Annotated in this window: 15 protein-coding genes; 9 read left to right on the forward strand and 6 right to left on the reverse strand. The window is 74.3% G+C overall.

Translation table 11 applies throughout. The annotated features are described in order from the left end of the window. The first annotated feature begins 12 nt into the window (after positions 1-12). Positions 13-891: a universal stress protein gene (locus tag ACIRBY_RS04020; protein WP_403895735.1), complete on the forward strand. Its 879-nt coding sequence runs from the start codon at positions 13-15 to the stop codon at positions 889-891. Between the two features lie 98 nt (positions 892-989). On the opposite strand, the gene ACIRBY_RS04025 is transcribed toward ACIRBY_RS04020, so the two are convergent. The 5 genes from ACIRBY_RS04025 to ACIRBY_RS04045 form a co-directional block, all read right to left on the reverse strand. Continuing rightward, a complete protein-coding gene (locus ACIRBY_RS04025) occupies positions 990-1277 on the reverse strand; it encodes a dsRBD fold-containing protein (RefSeq protein ID WP_403895738.1) in 288 nt (95 codons plus the stop codon). A gap of 18 nt (positions 1278-1295) precedes the next feature. Next, positions 1296-3968, reverse strand: a complete 2673-nt coding sequence (locus ACIRBY_RS04030) for a cation-translocating P-type ATPase (RefSeq protein ID WP_403895741.1) — start codon at positions 3966-3968, stop codon at positions 1296-1298. Further along, positions 3961-4557, reverse strand: coding sequence for a hypothetical protein (locus ACIRBY_RS04035; protein WP_403895743.1), 597 nt, complete (start codon positions 4555-4557; stop codon positions 3961-3963). The genes ACIRBY_RS04030 and ACIRBY_RS04035 overlap by 8 nt, the downstream gene beginning before the upstream one ends. 42 nt (positions 4558-4599) lie before the next feature. Further along, positions 4600-7041 (reverse strand): phosphoenolpyruvate synthase, encoded by a 2442-nt coding sequence (gene ppsA, locus ACIRBY_RS04040; RefSeq protein ID WP_403895745.1) that lies wholly within the window; start codon positions 7039-7041, stop codon positions 4600-4602. Between the two features lie 568 nt (positions 7042-7609). Beyond that, a complete protein-coding gene (locus tag ACIRBY_RS04045) occupies positions 7610-8695 on the reverse strand; it encodes a zinc-dependent alcohol dehydrogenase family protein (RefSeq protein ID WP_403895748.1) in 1086 nt (361 codons plus the stop codon). 392 nt (positions 8696-9087) lie between these two features. On the opposite strand from ACIRBY_RS04045, the gene ACIRBY_RS04050 reads away from it, so the two are divergent. From ACIRBY_RS04050 to ACIRBY_RS04085, 8 genes are all read left to right on the forward strand, one after another. After that, positions 9088-9429: an MBL fold metallo-hydrolase RNA specificity domain-containing protein gene (locus ACIRBY_RS04050; RefSeq protein WP_403896881.1), complete on the forward strand. Its 342-nt coding sequence runs from the start codon at positions 9088-9090 to the stop codon at positions 9427-9429. Beyond that, positions 9426-10085 carry a DUF305 domain-containing protein gene (locus ACIRBY_RS04055; RefSeq protein WP_403895751.1) on the forward strand — a complete coding sequence of 220 codons (660 nt, stop codon included), beginning with the start codon at positions 9426-9428 and terminating at the stop codon, positions 10083-10085. The genes ACIRBY_RS04050 and ACIRBY_RS04055 overlap by 4 nt, the downstream gene beginning before the upstream one ends. A gap of 126 nt (positions 10086-10211) precedes the next feature. Next, positions 10212-10766, forward strand: a complete 555-nt coding sequence (locus ACIRBY_RS04060; protein WP_403895754.1) for a hydrogenase maturation protease — start codon at positions 10212-10214, stop codon at positions 10764-10766. Between the two features lie 153 nt (positions 10767-10919). Continuing rightward, a complete protein-coding gene (locus ACIRBY_RS04065; RefSeq protein WP_403895757.1) occupies positions 10920-12089 on the forward strand; it encodes a 4Fe-4S dicluster domain-containing protein in 1170 nt (389 codons plus the stop codon). Then, on the forward strand, positions 12086-12562 hold the full coding sequence (locus ACIRBY_RS04070) for a cyclic nucleotide-binding domain-containing protein (RefSeq protein ID WP_403895760.1): 477 nt from the start codon (positions 12086-12088) through the stop codon (positions 12560-12562). Before ACIRBY_RS04065 ends, ACIRBY_RS04070 begins: the two co-directional genes overlap by 4 nt. Beyond that, positions 12559-13365 carry an FAD/NAD(P)-binding protein gene (locus ACIRBY_RS04075; RefSeq protein ID WP_403895763.1) on the forward strand — a complete coding sequence of 269 codons (807 nt, stop codon included), beginning with the start codon at positions 12559-12561 and terminating at the stop codon, positions 13363-13365. Before ACIRBY_RS04070 ends, ACIRBY_RS04075 begins: the two co-directional genes overlap by 4 nt. 1 nt (position 13366) lies before the next feature. Then, positions 13367-14185 carry an oxidoreductase gene (locus tag ACIRBY_RS04080; RefSeq protein ID WP_403895766.1) on the forward strand — a complete coding sequence of 273 codons (819 nt, stop codon included), beginning with the start codon at positions 13367-13369 and terminating at the stop codon, positions 14183-14185. Next, on the forward strand, positions 14182-15564 hold the full coding sequence (locus ACIRBY_RS04085; RefSeq protein WP_403895769.1) for a Ni/Fe hydrogenase subunit alpha: 1383 nt from the start codon (positions 14182-14184) through the stop codon (positions 15562-15564). Before ACIRBY_RS04080 ends, ACIRBY_RS04085 begins: the two co-directional genes overlap by 4 nt. Before the next feature lie 57 nt (positions 15565-15621). Here ACIRBY_RS04085 and ACIRBY_RS04090 read toward each other — a convergent pair whose 3' ends face one another. Further along, a complete protein-coding gene (locus ACIRBY_RS04090) occupies positions 15622-16233 on the reverse strand; it encodes a hypothetical protein (RefSeq protein ID WP_403895772.1) in 612 nt (203 codons plus the stop codon). Between the last annotated feature and the right edge of the window lie 97 nt (positions 16234-16330).

Genomic DNA, 16330 nt, shown 5'->3' on the forward strand with positions numbered 1-16330 from the left:
AGGAGGAAGACCATGTCGAACAAGATCACCGCAGGCCTGGACGGATCGGGCGCAGACACCGCTTCCGCCGACTGGGCGGCCGAGGAGGCCGAACTGCGTGGTGCGGGGCTGGAGCTCCTCCACGTGGAGGACTGGCCGGAGTACGCGCCCTTCGCCCTACCGCTGCCCGAGGCGCGCAGACGGTGGACCGACGACCTCCTGGCCGACACGCGGAAGCGACTGGAGCGGGCGCACCCCGCCCTGGCCGTCCACACGCGCCGGATCGACGGGCGCCCGGTGTCCGACGCCCTCGCGGCAGCCGCCGCGGAGGCGGAGCTCCTCGTTCTCGGCTCCCGCAGGCTCGGCGCCGTCGCCGGGTTCCTGGTCGGCTCCACCGGCTCCGACACCCTTCCCCGGACCGAGACACCCGTCGTCCTCGTCCGCGCGGCCCCGCCCACCGGCGCTACGGCCGGGCGGAAGGGCGACGGCGGACCGGTGGTGCTCGCCGTGGACCTCCGCAGCAACTGTGACCGGCTGTTCGCCTTCGCCTGCGAGGAAGCCCACCGGCGGTCCTGCCCGCTCGTCGTCGTCCACGGCTGGTCACCGCCGCCCGTGCTCTCCTACGCGCCCGCCCTCGACCCCGGAGTCGGACAGGAGATCGCCGACGGGCTGGAAGCCACGCTCCGGGAACTGCTGAGTCCCTGGCGGTCGAAGTACCCGCGACTCGCCATCGACCCACGCCCTGTCATCGGACGGCCGGCGGTCCAGATCCTCGAAGCGGCCACCGATGCGGAAATCGTCGTCGTCGGCCGGCGCGTGCGCCGCGCGGCCCTCGGCTCCCACATCGGCCCGATCACGCACGCCGTGATGCACCACGCCACCTCCCCGGTCGCCGTCGTCGCACACGACTGAGCCCGCGCCACCGCGAGCGCCGGCCCGGTAACCCACCCGGCCGCGAACGGGAAAGGGGAACACGGATCAACGCGCCCCGTCGGCCTCACCCCGGGGCGTCATTCGGACGCGGTCGCCCACGGTGCGCTGTTCCTCCGTGGGAGTGCTCCGGCGCCCTCCATGTCACCGAAGGCGAGGACTTTCAGCTGCGTGCCGAGGTCTTCCATGGCGCGGGCGGCGGCGAGCTCGTCACCGATCTCCGGGACGTCCGCGTCGGTGGGGTTGCAGCGCGCGGTACCGCGGCCGGTGAGCTTCGTGGTGCCGGTGTCCAGCTCGACGCGTACGTCGGTCGTCCCGTCCTCCTCGAACAAGTAGACGCGGGTCTTCCATTCGGCGGTGTGCGACATGGTGTTCCTCCGGTGTTGTCAGGAGCGGTGGCGGCGTCGGCGGGCCCAGCGGCGGGCTTCGTCGGTTCCCCAGACCAGCGGCGGGAAGGCCGCGATGAGGAGGACGACGTCCAGGGGGAGGGCCGCGGTGCCGAAGAGGTGCTGGAGCGGGGGCGCGTAGACGAGCGCCGCGGTGAAGGCGAGTTCGAAGGCGATGCCGGCGAGCAGCAACGGGTTGGAGAGGAAGCCGATGTCGCGCAGGGCGGCGTGGTCGGTGCGTGCGGCGATGGCGGTGCCGACCTGGCAGGTGACGATCGCGGCGAAGGTGGCGGTGGTGGCGGTGAGGTAGGCGTGGTGGAGGGGGGCGCCGGGGCCGGTGGGGTCGCCGGGCTGCCATCCGGCGCGCTGGAGGACGTAGAAGAAGGCCGTCATGACCAGGGCCGCGGAGACGGTGCCCAGCCAGCCCCAGCTGCGGATCAGCATGTCCTTGTTGATCACGCCCTGGGTACCGGGGCGCGGCGGCCGGGACATGATGCCCGGTTCCGCGCTCTCGCGGCCGAGGGCGAGGGCCGGGAGGGTCTCGGTGCCGAGGTCGATGGCGAGGATCTGGAGCACGGTCAGCGGCAGCGGTACCGCACCGGCGGAGAGGGCGAACACGAGGAAGGGAACCACCTCGGGGGTGAGGTGGGCGAAGATGTAGACGATGAACTTGCGGACGTTGTCGTAGACCCTCCGCCCGGATTCGACCGCGGTGACGATGGTGGCGAAGTTGTCGTCGGTGAGGACCATGGTGGAGGCCTCGCGGGCCACGTCCGTGCCCGACTTCCCCATGGCCACGCCGATGTGGGCGCGGTGCAGGGCAGGGGCGTCGTTCACGCCGTCGCCCGTCATGGCCACGATCTGCCCGTGCGCCCGCAGGGCATCGGCCACCTTCAGCTTGGTCTCGGGCGAGGACCGCGCGAAGACGATCTCGGCGTCGCCCCGGAGGAGGTCGTCGAGGTCGTGGTCGGCGACCGCCTCGGACTGGGCGATCACCGTCAGCCGGGGTGCGCCGATTCCCACGGACCGGGCGACGGCGGCGGCCGTGGCGCCGTTGTCGCCGGTGACGATGTGCACGGTGAGGCCCGCCTCGTGGCAGCGTTCGACCGCGGCCGCCACCTCGGGACGCGGCGGGTCGTAGAGACCGACCAGCCCGAGCAGGTGCAGGTCCCGCTCGGCCTGCTGACGCCGCACCGGGGGCGGGGCACCCGCGGGCAGGTCGCGCACGGCGACGGCCAGTACCCGCATGCCGTCGGTCGCCAGCGCGTCGGCCGCCTCCTGCGCCTCGCGGGCCGGCTCCCCGTCCGTCAGCAGTGGCAGGACGGCCTCCGGTGCTCCCTTGGCGACCACGCGAAGGCGGCCGTCGTCGTCCGTCAGCTGGACCACCGACATCAGACGCAGGCGGGGATCGAAACGGAAGCAGGCCCGGCGGTGGGCGTCACGGTCTGCCGGGTCGACGGGCAGGGCCCGCTCCGCGGCTCCCTCGACCAGGGCGATCTCGGTCGGGTCTCCGTGCAGCCGGCCGTCGGTCTCACGGGTGACGGTGGTGCACAGGGCTGCCGCGCGGATCAGACCGGCGCTCTCAGAGCCGGTCTCCGACCCGTTCCCGGGTGTCCAGAAGCCGTGCAGGCGCATCTCGTTGCGCGTGAGCGTGCCGGTCTTGTCGGTGCAGATGACGTTGGTGGAACCGAGCGTCTCGACGGCGCTCAGCCGTTTGACGACCGCGCCCTGCCGGGCCAGCACGCGGACTCCGACCGCGAGGGCGAGGGTGATCGTGGGCAGCAGTCCTTCGGGGACGTTGGCGACGAGCAGGCCGATCGCGAACATCAGCGAATCGGTCACCGGCAGGCCCACCGCCACACCGGCCACCAGGAACAGCGCTCCCATGGCGACGGCGACGGCCGCGATCAGCCAGGCGACCCTCTTGACCTGCTTCTCCAGCGGGCTGGGCTCGCGCCGGGTGCGCTGGCTGAGGGCCGCGATCCGGCCCAGCTCCGTGTGGTCGCCGGTGGCGAAGACGATGGCCCGTGCCTGTCCTTCCGTGGCGCTGGTGCCGCTGAACACCAGGTTCGGCTCCTGGAGCACCGGCACCGCCTGCAGCCCGGGGCCGGCCACGCGCTCGACCGGGGTGGACTCTCCGGTGAGCATGGACAGGTCGGCCTCGATCCCGCCCTCCGTCAGACGGGCGTCCGCCGGGATGCGGTCGCCCTCCTCCAGGGCGATGAGGTCGCCGGGGACCAGATCACGGGCGGGAACGTGCTGCGGCTGCCCGTCACGGATCACCTGGGCCTGGGCGGGAAGGTAGTGGGCCAGGGTCTCGACGGCCTTCTCGGCCTGCTGTTCCTGGACGAGGGCGAAGCCCGCGTTGACCAGGACGACCGCGACGATCGCCCAGCCGAGTACGTCGATGGCCGCGATGAAGGAGAGGGCGGCCGCCGCCCACAGGAGCAGGGCCAGGGGGTGGAGCAACTGCCTCAGGAGTTCCCGCAGGATGCTCGGCCGGGCCGTGCGGCGGACCTCGTTCGGCCCGTAGACCGCCAGACGCCGCTCCGCCTCCCGGCTCGACAGACCCAGGGGCCCGGTGTGCAGCTCACGGCGGAGCAGCGGCAGGGGCTCGAGCGGATCCGGGGTGACGTCCGGCCTCAGGTCCGGGTCCACGGCGCTCTCAGCCATCGTCGACTCCCCGGCCCGGCCGCAGGCGCCCGGACCACAGGGGTTCGACGCCCTCCCACTCGGTCTCCCAGGAACGGGAGTTGCGCGCGTCGACGGTCCGGAGCCCGAAACGGACGAGGACGCCCGAGACGAGCAGGATCCCGGTGCTCGCTCCCATTCCGAGGCCGGACGCCTCCAGCCCTATGTCCATCGCGCCGGGTGGCGCTCCGGCCGCGCCGCCCGTGTCGTCGACCCAGACGCGGACCGTATCCCCCTCGCGCGTGCCCACGGGGACGGGAACGGCTCCCGTGCGGGTGCGACCGGCGGGGTAGTGCCACGTGGCGGGAGCGACGGTCACGGGCGCCCCGCTCGGCCCGTCTCCGGCCCGGTAGGTGGTGCGGCCGACCGTGACGGCCCGGACGTCGTGCCGGTGCCGGGCGATCGAATCGGCGGCGCGGCTGCCGTCGTTCCAGGCGGCCCGTCCGACGGCGACGCCGCAGACCACCGCGACGAGACAGGCCAGGACGAAGGCGGCGTGCAGAAGGGTACGGATGCGGTCGGCCCCCCGCCGCAGCGGATGGTTTCCCGCCACCGTCGTCCGGTCGTCCATGGCACGCCTCCGCACTGCGCTCCTCATGGGGCGATGTCACTGTCACGCGGCCGACGGCGGTCGCGCATGGGCCGGACGGATCCCGGAGGGGACCATTCGGTCCCCTCCGCAGCGGCTCCGCTCGGCTGCGGCCACGTGCTGCTTGACGTCGGCGAAGCTGTCGGGGACCACGGAGATCGAGTCGACCTCGACACCGACCAGGAACGCCGCGAACGCGGGGTCGTCGCTGGGGCGCTGGCCGCACAGGCCCACGGGGCGTCCGACGGCGTGGGCCCGTGGGACGAGCATCCGGATCAGGGCGGTGACGGCCGGGGCGTTCTCGTCGAAGACGTCGGCGAGGGCTTCGGAGTCCCGGTCCACGCCGAGGGTCAGCTGCGTGAGGTCGTTGCTGCCGATGGAGAAGCCGTCGAAGCGCTCGGCGAAGTCCTGGGCGAGCAGGACGTTGGCCGGGATCTCGGCCATCACGTAGACCTTGAGCCCGTTCTCGCCCCGGCGGAGCCCTTCCGCGGCCATGACGTCGAGGACCTTGTCGGCCTCTTCGAGGGAACGGCAGAAGGGGATCATGACGATGACGTTGGTCAGGCCCATCCGGTCGCGCACCCGGCGCAGGGCCCGGCATTCGAGGGCGAAGCCCTCTCTGTAGCCCTCGCTGTAGTAGCGGCTGGCGCCCCGCCAGCCGATCATCGGGTTGGCCTCGACCGGCTCGAAGGGCCGCCCGCCCAGCAGCTTGGCGTACTCGTTGGTCTTGAAGTCGCTGGTGCGCACGACGACGGGGTCCGGCCACCGGGAGGCGGCGATCCGGGCGATGCCGTACGCGAGGCGGTCGGTGAAGTAGCCGGTGCGGTCGAGGCGGCCCTCGGTGAGCTGGTCGACGGCGCACCGGTCGGCCGCGTCCAGGCGTTCCGGGTGGACCAGCGCCATGGGGTGGACCTTGACCTGGTGCGCGACGATGAACTCCAGGCGGGCCAGTCCCACGCCGTCGGCCGGCAGCCGCCACCAGCGGAACGCCGCCGAGGGGTCGGCGAGGTTGAGCATCACCCGGGTGCGGGTGGCGGGCAGGGCGGCGAGGTCGGTCTCGGTCTCCTCGAACGGCACCAGGCCGGCGTACACACGGCCGCGGCTCCCCTCGGTGCACGAGACCGTGACGTGCCCGCCGTGGCGCAGGACCCGGGTGGCGTCGCCGGTGCCGACGACGGCCGGGACGCCGAGCTCGCGGCTGACGATCGCCGCGTGGGAGGTCCGGCCGCCGTGGTCGGTGACGATCGCGGCGGCCCGCTTCATGATCGGTTCCCAGTCGGGGTCGGTGATCGACGTCACCAGCACGCCGCCCGTGGGGAAGCGGTCCAGGTCGACGGGGGTGTCCAGGCGGCACACGGGGCCGGCCCCGATGGCCTCGCCGACGGCGATGCCTTCCGCGAGCGGCTCGCCGGGCATGCCGGTGAGGCGGCAGCGGCGCAGGGTCGTGGACCGCCGACGGGACTGCACCGTCTCCGGCCGGGCCTGGACGACCGCGAGCCTGCCGGACATCCCGTCCTTGGCCCACTCCAGGTCCATCGGGCAGCCGTAGTGTTCCTCGACCGCCACCGCCCACTCCGCGAGCTGCCGCGCCTCGGCGTCGGTCAGGACGCGGCCGCCGCGCTCCTCGGCGGTGGTGTCGACGGTCTCCGTGAACCCGCCTTCCGCGTAGACGGCCTTGCGCCGCTTGGCCCCGATGCGCACGTCGATGACGGGATGCAGGGCCGGGTCCTTCAGAGAGGGCTTGAAGACGGTGTACTCGTCCGGGTCGGTCTGCCCGCTGACGACGGTCTCGCCGAGACCCCAGGCGGCGCTGATCACGACGACCTCGCGGAAGCCGGTCTCCGGGTCGAGGGTGAAGATCACGCCGGCGCCGGCGAGGTCGGAACGGACCATCGCCTGGACTCCGACGGAGAGGGCCACGCCCAGATGGTCGAAGCCCATGCGCTCGCGGTAGTCGATGGCCCGGTCGGTGTAGAGGGAGGCGAAGCAGCGGTGCACGGCCTCCAGCAGGCGCTCGGCGCCGCGGACGTTCAGGAACGTCTCCTGCTGCCCGGCGAAGCTGGCCTCGGGGAGGTCCTCGGCCGTGGCGGAGCTGCGCACGGCGACTTCCGGGTCCGGTCGGCCCAGTTCCCGCCCGAGGGCCTCGTACGCGGCGGTGATCTCGCCCCGCAGTGCCTCCGGCAGCGGCTCGGCCGTGATCAGCGAGCGGATGGCGGCACCGACGTCCTCGAGCGCGGCGCCCTCGCGGTACCGGTCCAGCTGCTGCGCGATGCGGATGCGCAGCCCGTGCCGGTCGAGCAGTTCCCCGTAGGCGTCGGCGGTGGTGGCGAAGCCGGGCGGTACGGTGACGCCGGCCGGGGCCAGCCGTACGGTGAGCTCGCCCAGCGAGGCGTTCTTCCCCCCGACGCGGCCGAGGTCTCCGCGGCCGAGCCGGGTGAACGGCATGACGCGTCGCATCTGTCCCATGACGACCTCCGCGGCCTGGCTGACGGTGGGTGGGCTCAGTAGGGCAAGGGGCGGCCGGACGGCGTGCGCAGGTCCAGTGGAGCGGGCTCGCGCGGCTGCTTCGGCCGGGTCTGCATCCGTATGCGCTGCATCAGGGGTCACCCTCTTGGAGAAGCGGCGCCGCTCCGGCGTCCGGGTTCCACGATCACACCGTGTCCCGCCCCGTCCCCAGTGCCGAGGGGGTCCGTCGCCCGGGGCCGAGTGGTCCGCTCACGCGGGGGCCGGTCGGGCCGCGGGAGGGGCCCCGAGCGGCGGGGAGTCCGGGGCCGCGGCACCCGGTGCGGCTCACGCCGCGGACACGTCCGGTCGGACGGTCGTGACCGGACACGGGGCGGGGAGCCCCACGTGGCGGCTCACCGGGCCGAGGACCCGGCGCAGGGCGGTCCGGGAGGAGCCCGACCCGTCGACGCCCACGACGACAGGCGGACCCTCATGCCGCCCGTCCATGTCCTCGCCCCCTTCCGGGACGTACCTTCAGCGTGTGCGAGATCACCGGCCCCCGCCACGTGAGGCGGTGGCGTTGCACCGGTCACGGCGCCGACCGCCCCCGCGGCGGTACGGCGACCGCGTCGTGGTGGTGGCCGCCGAGCACGACCTTGAGGGCGCCGGTGTCCGCGGCGCGGGAGAAGACGTCGTACGCCTCCTCCATCTGGTCCAGCTCGAAGCGATGGGTGACCATGGCGGGTCCGGGAAGGCGGCCGGCGGCCATCATGCGCAGCAGCATGGGGGTGGAGGAGGTGTCGACGAGGCCGGTGGTGATGGTGACGTCCTTGATCCACAGGTCTTCGAGGTGCAGGGTGGCGGGCTTGCCGTGGACACCGATGTTGGCCACGCGTCCGCCGGGGCGGACCATGCGCGTGCACATCTCGAACGTCGCGGCCACACCCACCGCTTCGATCGCCACGTCTGCGCCGAGCCCGTCGGTCAGGTCCTCGACCAGACGCCCGGGCTCCTCCCGCGCGCTCACGGTGGCGTCCGCACCGAAGTCGCGTGCCGCGGTCAGGCGGGACGCCGCGAGGTCCACGGCGATGATCCGGCCGGGGCTGTAGAGCGACGCGGTGGCGATGGCCGCCAGCCCGATGGGCCCGGCACCGACCACGACGACCGTGTCACCGGGGCGCACGTGTGCGTTGAGCACACCGACCTCGTAGGAGGTCGGGAAGATGTCCGCGAGCAGCACGGCGTCCTGGCTGCTCACCGCGCTGGGAAGCGGGTGGACGGAAAGGTCGGCGAACGGGACGCGGACGTATTCGGCCTGGGTGCCGTCGATGGTGTGGCCCAGCACCCAGCCGCCACCACCGCGACACTGCCCGTAGCGGGCCTCGCGGCAGAACCGGCAGCGTCCGCAGGCCGAGATGCAGGAGATCAGCACGCGGTCGCCGGGGCGGACGCTGCGGACGTCCCCACCGGTCTCGACGACGGTACCGACGGCTTCGTGGCCGAGTACGCGACCCGGGGTGACCTCGGGGACGTCGCCCTTGACGATGTGCAGGTCGGTGCCGCAAACGGTGACGGCGTCGACCCGTACCACGGCGTCGGCGCCATCCTTGATCCCAGGGTCGGGAACCTCCTGCCAGGAGGTCAGTCCCGGGCCTTCGAAGACGAGTGCCTTCATGATCGGGTCCTCTCTGCACCGGGCGGTACGGGGTCACCGTCAGGCTGCGCTCCCGCGCTTCCACGGCGCTTGGGCCGGTCGGCCCCTGCCGAGGGGACCGGTCGGGTCTCGTCGGCGCATCACGGTGGATGCCACGGTGGAAGCCGGCACCCGTCCCCGGAAGGAAGGCCGCCGCCATGTCCCCGGCCCCGTCTTCGTCTCCGCGCCCGGCGCTGCGGAGGCTCCTCGGTGGGGTCAGGACGGTCACGGGCAGCACGTTCCTGGTCGAGAGCGACCATGCCCGGATCCTCGTCGACTGCGGGCACTTCCAAGGTGTCGCAGACCTGCGGCGCCGCAGCGGCTACCTGCCGCGGCTGGTCCGGCACGGCTTCCGAGACAGCGCGAGGCCGCAGATGGAGGCCGCCGAGCACGCCACCCCCTCCCCGCCGCGTCCCCGTCTACGTCGACAGCCCCATGGCCCTGGCCGCCCTCGACGTCTACCGCGACGCCGACGGCCCCACTTCTCCGCGCACGCCGACGCGGATCAGATCGTCGACTGGCTGCGCGGCGCGCGGCCGCGCACGCCACCTACCTCGTCCACGGCGAGGAGGCCGGCGCCGAAACCCTCCGGGCCCGCATCGACCGCGAGCTGGGCTGGACGGCCGTGGTGCCCAAGCCCGGGGAGGCCGTCCTGGTCCGCTGAGCCGGCGGCACCCTCCGATCCCGCCCTCCACACCACAGGAGCCACACCGTGAACACCACCCGTAGTGCCGCCCGCCGCGCCGCACGGACCGGCGCGGCCGGCGCCGCGGCCCTCGTCCTGTCCGTGACCGGCGTGACCGGCGTGACCACCGCGGCGCACGCCGTGAGCACCGCCGGTAGCGTCGGCGCGGTCCGCGCCGCGGACCGCACCGACGACCACGACGAGGCCGACGTCGCCTTCGCCCAGCAGATGATCCCCCACCACCGCCGGGCCCTCGTCATGTCCCGGATGGCCCTCACCCACAGCGACGACCCGGACATCAGGGCGCTCGCCACCAGGATCCTGCAGACGCAGGCGCGCGAGATCGACACGATGACCGGCTGGCTGAGGGCGTGGGGCGAAACCGTCCCCCGCGGTGGGGGCACCATGGACGGCACGACCGGCATCGGGCGCGACGACGACGGAGCGACCTCCATGCCCGGCATGATGGACGGCCGGCCGACGACGAGACCGAACGGGACCACCGGTCGGGCCTTCGACACCATGTTCCTGACCATGATGATCGAACACCACGAGGACGCCCTCGACATGGCGCAGACGGAGCTGGCAAAGGGCTCCTACGGCCCGGCCAAGGACCTGGCCGCCGACATCATCCGGACCCAGACGGCCGAGATCGCCGACATGCGCGTGATGCTCAGGACCGACTGAAGCGTCCGGGAGGGCCGGACCCGGGGCCGTGCGGTCGTCGGCGGGCGCGCTCCGTGCCCACGGGCGACACTGCGGGAGGGGTGGTCCGCAGGGCGGGCGGGGCAGGCCCGGGAAGAGGGGATCGGCGTGGCCGAGATCGCGGTCCGTGCGACGGTCATCGGCGTGGGCAACGACTTCCGCCGGGACGACGGGATCGGATGGGCCGTGGTCGCGGCGCTGAGGGAGCGGGCGGCCGGGCTGGAGCTGCCCGCGGGGACCGTGCTGGCGCAGTGCGACGGCGATTCCGGTCGGCTGCTGGAGCTGTGGGCGGGCACCGGCCCGGTGATCGTGGTGGACGCCTGGTTCCCGCCCTCCGCACGGCCGGGGCGGACCTGCCGCTGGGACAGCGCGGCGGGCGGCGCCCCGCTCGCGGCCGGGCCGGGCCGGCACAGCACGCACGCGCTGGGGCTCGCCGAAGCCCTGCGGCTCGGTGCGGCACTCGGGCGCGGCCCCGATCGTCTGGTCGTGTACGCGGTGGAGGGGGCGGACCGCTCGGTGGGACCGGGCATGACCCCGGCGGTGGCGGCCGCGGTGCCGCGCCTGGTCCGGCGGGTCGAGGCGGAGATCGCCCGGCACGCCGTCTCCCGGGACGGCGCCCGCACCCGTACGGCCCCCCGGACGGGACTCGCCGGACGGCGTTAGCGGCCCGCGGACCGCCCGCCTGACACCCTGTCCGTACGCAGTCGCACGCCGTGGCGCCCGGCGCTCGGGCAGGGCCCGCGTTCCGTCCCCGGCAGCGCCGGAAGCGCCCGCGCGCCCTCCCGGGCCGCGGGGGCGGCGGAGGAGAGGCAGGAGATGGACGACCCCGACGGCACCGCAGCCGCCACCGGCGGCGGAACCGACGCGGTGCTCGGCCCCGACGGGCTGGAGGCGCTGGTACGGGCCTTGAAGCGGCGCGGCCGTACGGTGATCGGCCCGACCGTGCGCGACGGGGCGATCGTCCTCGACGCACTGGACTCGGCGGACGCGCTGCCGTACGGGTGGGGGGTGGAGCTGGAGGCGGGCCGCTACCGGCTCCGCCCGCGCGCCGACGGGGCGGCCTTCGCGCACAGTGCGGGGCCCCAGTCGTGGAAGTCGTTCCTGCACCCCGAGCGCGTCCGCCAGTGGTCGGCCGACCGCGGCCCCGACGGCGGGCTGACCGTGCGCGAGGAGGAGCCGGCGGACCCCTCGTACGCGTTCCTCGGCGTGCGGCCCTGCGATCTGCGCGCCATCCGCATCCTGGACCGGGTGCTGACCGGCGGCCGCCACCGGGACCCCGCCTACGCCTCCCGCAGGACGGGCGCCTTCCTCATCGCGGTCGAGTGCACGGAGCCGGGGGCCACCTGCTTCTGCGTCTCGATGGACACGGGCCCGGCCGTGGACACCGGGTACGACCTGGCCCTGACCGAGGTGGTGGACGGCGCCGGGCACCGCTTCCTGTGCCGCAGCGGGACGCCGGAGGGGGCCGAGGTGCTCGCGGAGCTCCCGCGCCGGGCCGCCGACGAGGCCACGCGCGCCGCCGCGGCCGAGGGGGTGCGCGGGGCGTCGGAGCGGATGGGCCGGTCCCTGCCGCTGGTGGACCTGCGCACGCTGATGCGGGACTCCCTGGAGGCGGACCGCTGGGACGACGTCACGGCCCGGTGCCTGAGCTGCGGCAACTGCACCATGGTCTGCCCCACCTGCTTCTGCACCACCACCGAGGACGTCACGGACCTGACGGGCGACCACGCCGAGCGGTGGAGCCGCTGGGATTCCTGCTACGACCTGGACTTCTCCTTCCTGCACGGGGGCCCGGTCCGGGCGAGCCCGCGCAGCCGCTACCGCCAGTGGCTCACCCACAAGCTCGGCACCTGGCACGACCAGTTCGACAGCTCGGGCTGCGTGGGGTGCGGACGGTGCATCGTCTGGTGCCCCACCGGGATCGACCTCACGGAGGAGGTGCGCGCCTTGCACGAGGAGGCCGTACGCCCGGAGGGCGCGCCGTGACCGCGGCCGCCGGAGGGCCCGTCGCCGAGGGACTGCCGGGCGCCCTCACGCCGGAGGGGCGCGAGCGGCTCATGGCCCTGGCACGCCCCGTCACCCTGCCGGGCGGCACGCGCGTCTTCGAGGAGGGCGGGGAGGCCGACCGGTTCTGGATCGTCCGCTCGGGCGCCGTCGCGCTCGACGTGCAGGTGCCCGGCCGGGGGCGCTCCGTGGTCGAGACGATCGGCGCGGGCGGCCTGCTCGGCTGGTCCTGGCTGTGCCCGCCCCACCGGTGGCACCTGGGCGCCGAGGTCCTGGAGCCGACCCTCGCCTGGGAGTTCGACGCCGCCGCGGTGCGCTCCCTGTGCGCCGAGCGGCCCGCGCTGGGCCTGGCCCTCGTCACCGTGGTCGCGGGGACGATCGGGGAACGGCTGCGGGCCACCCGGACCCGGCTGCTCGACCTGTACGGGCCGCAGCACGACGGGCCCGTGCCGTGACGGCCGCACCGCTGCCGTACCGCGTACGGGACCGCCGGGAGGAGACCGGTGACGTGGTCACCCTCACCCTGGAGCCGGCCGGCGGGCCGCTGGCGCCGTTCGCGCCCGGCCGGTTCGCCATGCTGTACGCCTTCGGGGTCGGTGAGATCCCGGTCTCCGTGTCCCGCATCCTCGACGGGGGCGCGCTCGCCCACACCGTACGGGCCGTCGGTGCCGTCTCGCGGGCGCTGTACGGGCTCCGGCCCGGCGCGGTGGTGGGGGTCCGCGGTCCCTTCGGCACCGGCTGGGACGCCGCCTCGGCCCGGGGCGGCGACGTGCTCGTCGTCGCGGGCGGCATCGGCCTCGCCCCGCTGCGCCCCCTGGTCGACGCCGTGCTGGCCGAGCCGCAGGCGTTCGGACGGCTGAGCGTGCTCGCCGGGGCCCGCACCCCGGCCGATCTGCTGTACCCCGAGGAGTTCCCCGCCTGGCGCCGGCCCTTCGCGGCCGTCACCGTCGACCGGCCCTCCGCCGGCTGGACCGGGAGGGTCGGTGTCGTGACCGCGCTGCTCGCCGAGGCCGCGTTCGACCCGGCGCGGACGACCGCCTTCGTCTGCGGCCCCGAGGTCATGATCCGCGCCACCGGCCGAGCGCTCGCCCATCGCGGGGTGCCCCAGGACCGGATCCGGGTCTCCCTGGAACGCACCATGCGCTGCGGCACGGGCCACTGCGGGCACTGCCAGCTCGGCCCCCTGCTGCTCTGCCGCGACGGCCCCGTCGTCGGCCACGACCAGGCCGAGTCCCTGCTCTCCGTCCGGGAACTGTGACATGACCACCCCCCGCACACACCCGCCCCGGCCCGCCCGGCCCCGGCTCGGCGTCTTCAAGTTCGCCTCCTGCGACGGCTGCCAGCTCACCCTCCTCGACTGCGAGGACGAACTGCTCGGCCTCGCCGCCGAACTGGAGGTCGTCCACTTCGCCGAAGCGTCCAGTGCCGCCGGGCCCGGCCCCTACGACCTCGTGCTCGTCGAGGGCTCGGTCAGCACCCCCGAGCACATCGACCGGATCAGGCGCGTCCGCTCGCAGGCCCGGCACCTCGTCACCATCGGGGCCTGCGCCACCGCCGGCGGCGTCCAGGCCCTGCGCAACCACGCCGACGCCGACGCGTACCTCGCCACCGTCTACGCGCGACCCGAATACATCGCCACCCTCGCCACCTCGACGCCCGTCTCCGCCCACGTCCCCGTCGACTTCGAACTGCGCGGCTGCCCCATCGACCGCGGCCAGCTCCTCGAGGTGATCACCGCGTTCCTCGCCGGGCGCAGGCCCGGCATCCCCGACCACAGCGTGTGCTTCGCCTGCAAGCGGCGCGGCACCGTCTGCGTCACCGTCGCCCACGGCACGCCCTGCCTCGGCCCCGCCACCCACGCCGGCTGCGGGGCCCTGTGCCCGGCGTACGGGCGGGGCTGCTACGGCTGCTTCGGACCCGCCGGCACCACCAACCTCCCCGCGCTGGTTCCGCTGCTGCGGCGTGACGGGATGACGGAGGAGGACGTCGGCAGGTTCCTGCACACCTTCAACACCACCGCGTTCACGGCCGTGGAGGAGCGGGGACCCGGCGCGGCGGACCCGGAAGGAGCGGGATGAGCGAGCCGGTCCCCCGCTCCCGGGTGCTGCGCGTCCCCGCCCTCACCCGCGTCGAGGGCGAGACCGCGCTCCACCTGCGGATCCACGGGTCCACCGTCACGCAGACACGGCTGGCGATCTACGAGCCGCCGCGCTTCTTCGAGGCCTTCCTGCGGGGCAGGGCCCATACCGAGCCCCCCGACCTCACGTCGCGCGTCTGCGGGATCTGCCCCGTCGCCTACCAGATGAGCGCCTGCCGGGCGATCGAGGACGCGTGCGGCGTGCAGGTCGACGGACAGCTGGCCGCCCTGCGGCGCCTGCTGTACTGCGGGGAGTGGATCGAGAGCCAGACCCTGCACGTCCACCTGCTGCACGCCCCCGACTTCCTCGGCCACGACGACGTGATCGGGCTGTCGCGCACCCACCGGGAGCACGTCGAGCGCGGGCTGCGCCTGAAACAGGCCGGCAACGCGGTGGTCGAACTGCTGGGTGGGCGTGCGATCCACCCCGTCAACGTCCGTCTCGGCGGCTTCCACCGCACGCCCGCCCGCTCGGAACTGCGGCCCCTCGCGGAGCGGCTGCGCACCGCCCTCGACGACGCCTGGGACACCGTGCGCTGGGTCGCCGGCTTCGAATTCCCCGACGCCGAGTGCGACGCCGACCTGTTCGCCCTGGCCGAAGCGGGCACGTACGCCATCGAGTCGGGCACCCCCACCGTGCTCCGGTACGACGCTCCCCGCACGCCCCGTCCGTTCCCGCTGCGGGACTTCTGCGACCGCGTCGCCGAGGAGCAGGTCCCGTGGTCCACGGCCCTCCACGCGCGCCTCGACGGCCGGCGGCACCTCACCGGTCCCCTCGCCCGCTGGGCCGTCAGCGGCCGCCTCCTGTCGCCGACGGCCCTGGAAGCGGCCCGCGAGGCCGGGCTGGGCGATCCCCCGCCGGGACCGGGTGCGCCGGACGGCGTGCGCGGCTCCGCCTGCAGGAACCCCTACCGGAGCATCCTCGTCCGGGCGGTGGAAGCCCTCTACGCGGTCGAGGAGGCGCTCCGCATCATCGACGCGTACGAGCCCCCGCCCCGCCCGTACGTCGAGGTGCCGGCCCGCGCCGGCACCGGGCACGGTGCCACGGAAGCGCCGAGGGGGCTGCTGTACCACCGCTACGCGCTCGACGGAGCCGGCCGCGTCACCGAGGCCCGACTCGTCCCGCCCACCGCCCAGAACCAGGGCGCCATCGAGGAGGACCTGCGCCGGACCGTCCAGGCCGGGCTCGACCGCGGGGAGGACGACGAAGCGGCCCTGGCGCACCTGTGCGAGCGGGTGGTCCGCAACCACGACCCGTGCATCTCGTGCGCGGCCCACTTCCTCGACCTGGACATCGAGCGGACCCCGGGGCCCGCCTGACGACAGCGCCGGCCCCGGCACGGATCCCGGACCGCCCTGCGGGCGCGGCACCGCCGTTCACGGTCGCGCCCCGCCGTGGAACGCACCCCGCGGGAGCCGGGCCGTGGGCGCCGTCCTGAGTTCCAGGATCCACAGCCTGCCGCGCTCGATCGTGAACTCGACGCCGTACAGGTCCTCGTGCTCGGCCCCCAGACGGCCCATGCACGCGTGCAGCCGTGCGTAGGCCTCCGGGGCGACCTCGCCCAGCCGTTCGAGCGGAAGGGGGGTGCGGACTGCGGCCAGGACGTCCTCGCCCTGGGCGTCGGGCAGGTAGGCGCCGTGCAGTCCGGGCCGTCCCGTCGCCGGATCCCGGACGAAGGCGACACCGCTGCCGGAGTCGGGGCCGAGGTTGCCGAAGACCATCGTCTGTACGGTGACCGCCGGGCAGGGGGCGTCGGGGAGGTGCTCCGCCGCCGGTTCCCCGTCCGGTGCCCCGAAGACGGCCAGGACGGCCCGGCGCAGTTGCTCGGCCGGGTCCTGGGGGAACTCCTCGCCGGCCCGTTCCGCGATCAGGTCCTTGAAGGATTCGACGAGGGTGATCAGGTCGACGGTGTCGAACCGGCTGTCGTCGGGGACGGCGTGCCGCCGTCCGAGCCGGTCGGCGATGTCCTCGAAGAGCGAGCCGTCCACTCCCAATCAGAGTGGTGCCGAACATGTGGACCAGGCGCCGGTAGGAATCCCAGGCGAATCGCTCGCGCCCGGGCGCCGTGCCCAGGCCCAGCACCGC

This window comes from Streptomyces sp. NPDC096136 (assembly GCF_044763325.1).
GTDB lineage: Bacteria > Actinomycetota > Actinomycetes > Streptomycetales > Streptomycetaceae > Streptomyces.

Excerpts from the sequence above, each read along its gene's own strand:
- ACIRBY_RS04035 (WP_403895743.1), bottom strand. The coding sequence starts at position 4,557 with ATGGACGACCGGACGACGGTGGCGGGAAACCATCCGCTGCGGCGGGGG.
- ACIRBY_RS04025 (WP_403895738.1), bottom strand. The coding sequence starts at position 1,277 with ATGTCGCACACCGCCGAATGGAAGACCCGCGTCTACTTGTTCGAGGAG.
- ACIRBY_RS04080 (WP_403895766.1), top strand. The coding sequence starts at position 13,367 with ATGACCACCCCCCGCACACACCCGCCCCGGCCCGCCCGGCCCCGGCTC.
- ppsA (WP_403895745.1), bottom strand. The coding sequence starts at position 7,041 with ATGGGACAGATGCGACGCGTCATGCCGTTCACCCGGCTCGGCCGCGGA.
- ACIRBY_RS04030 (WP_403895741.1), bottom strand. The coding sequence starts at position 3,968 with ATGGCTGAGAGCGCCGTGGACCCGGACCTGAGGCCGGACGTCACCCCG.
- ACIRBY_RS04065 (WP_403895757.1), top strand. The coding sequence starts at position 10,920 with ATGGACGACCCCGACGGCACCGCAGCCGCCACCGGCGGCGGAACCGAC.
- ACIRBY_RS04050 (WP_403896881.1), top strand. The coding sequence starts at position 9,088 with ATGGAGGCCGCCGAGCACGCCACCCCCTCCCCGCCGCGTCCCCGTCTA.
- ACIRBY_RS04045 (WP_403895748.1), bottom strand. The coding sequence starts at position 8,695 with ATGAAGGCACTCGTCTTCGAAGGCCCGGGACTGACCTCCTGGCAGGAG.
- ACIRBY_RS04020 (WP_403895735.1), top strand. The coding sequence starts at position 13 with ATGTCGAACAAGATCACCGCAGGCCTGGACGGATCGGGCGCAGACACC.
- ACIRBY_RS04085 (WP_403895769.1), top strand. The coding sequence starts at position 14,182 with ATGAGCGAGCCGGTCCCCCGCTCCCGGGTGCTGCGCGTCCCCGCCCTC.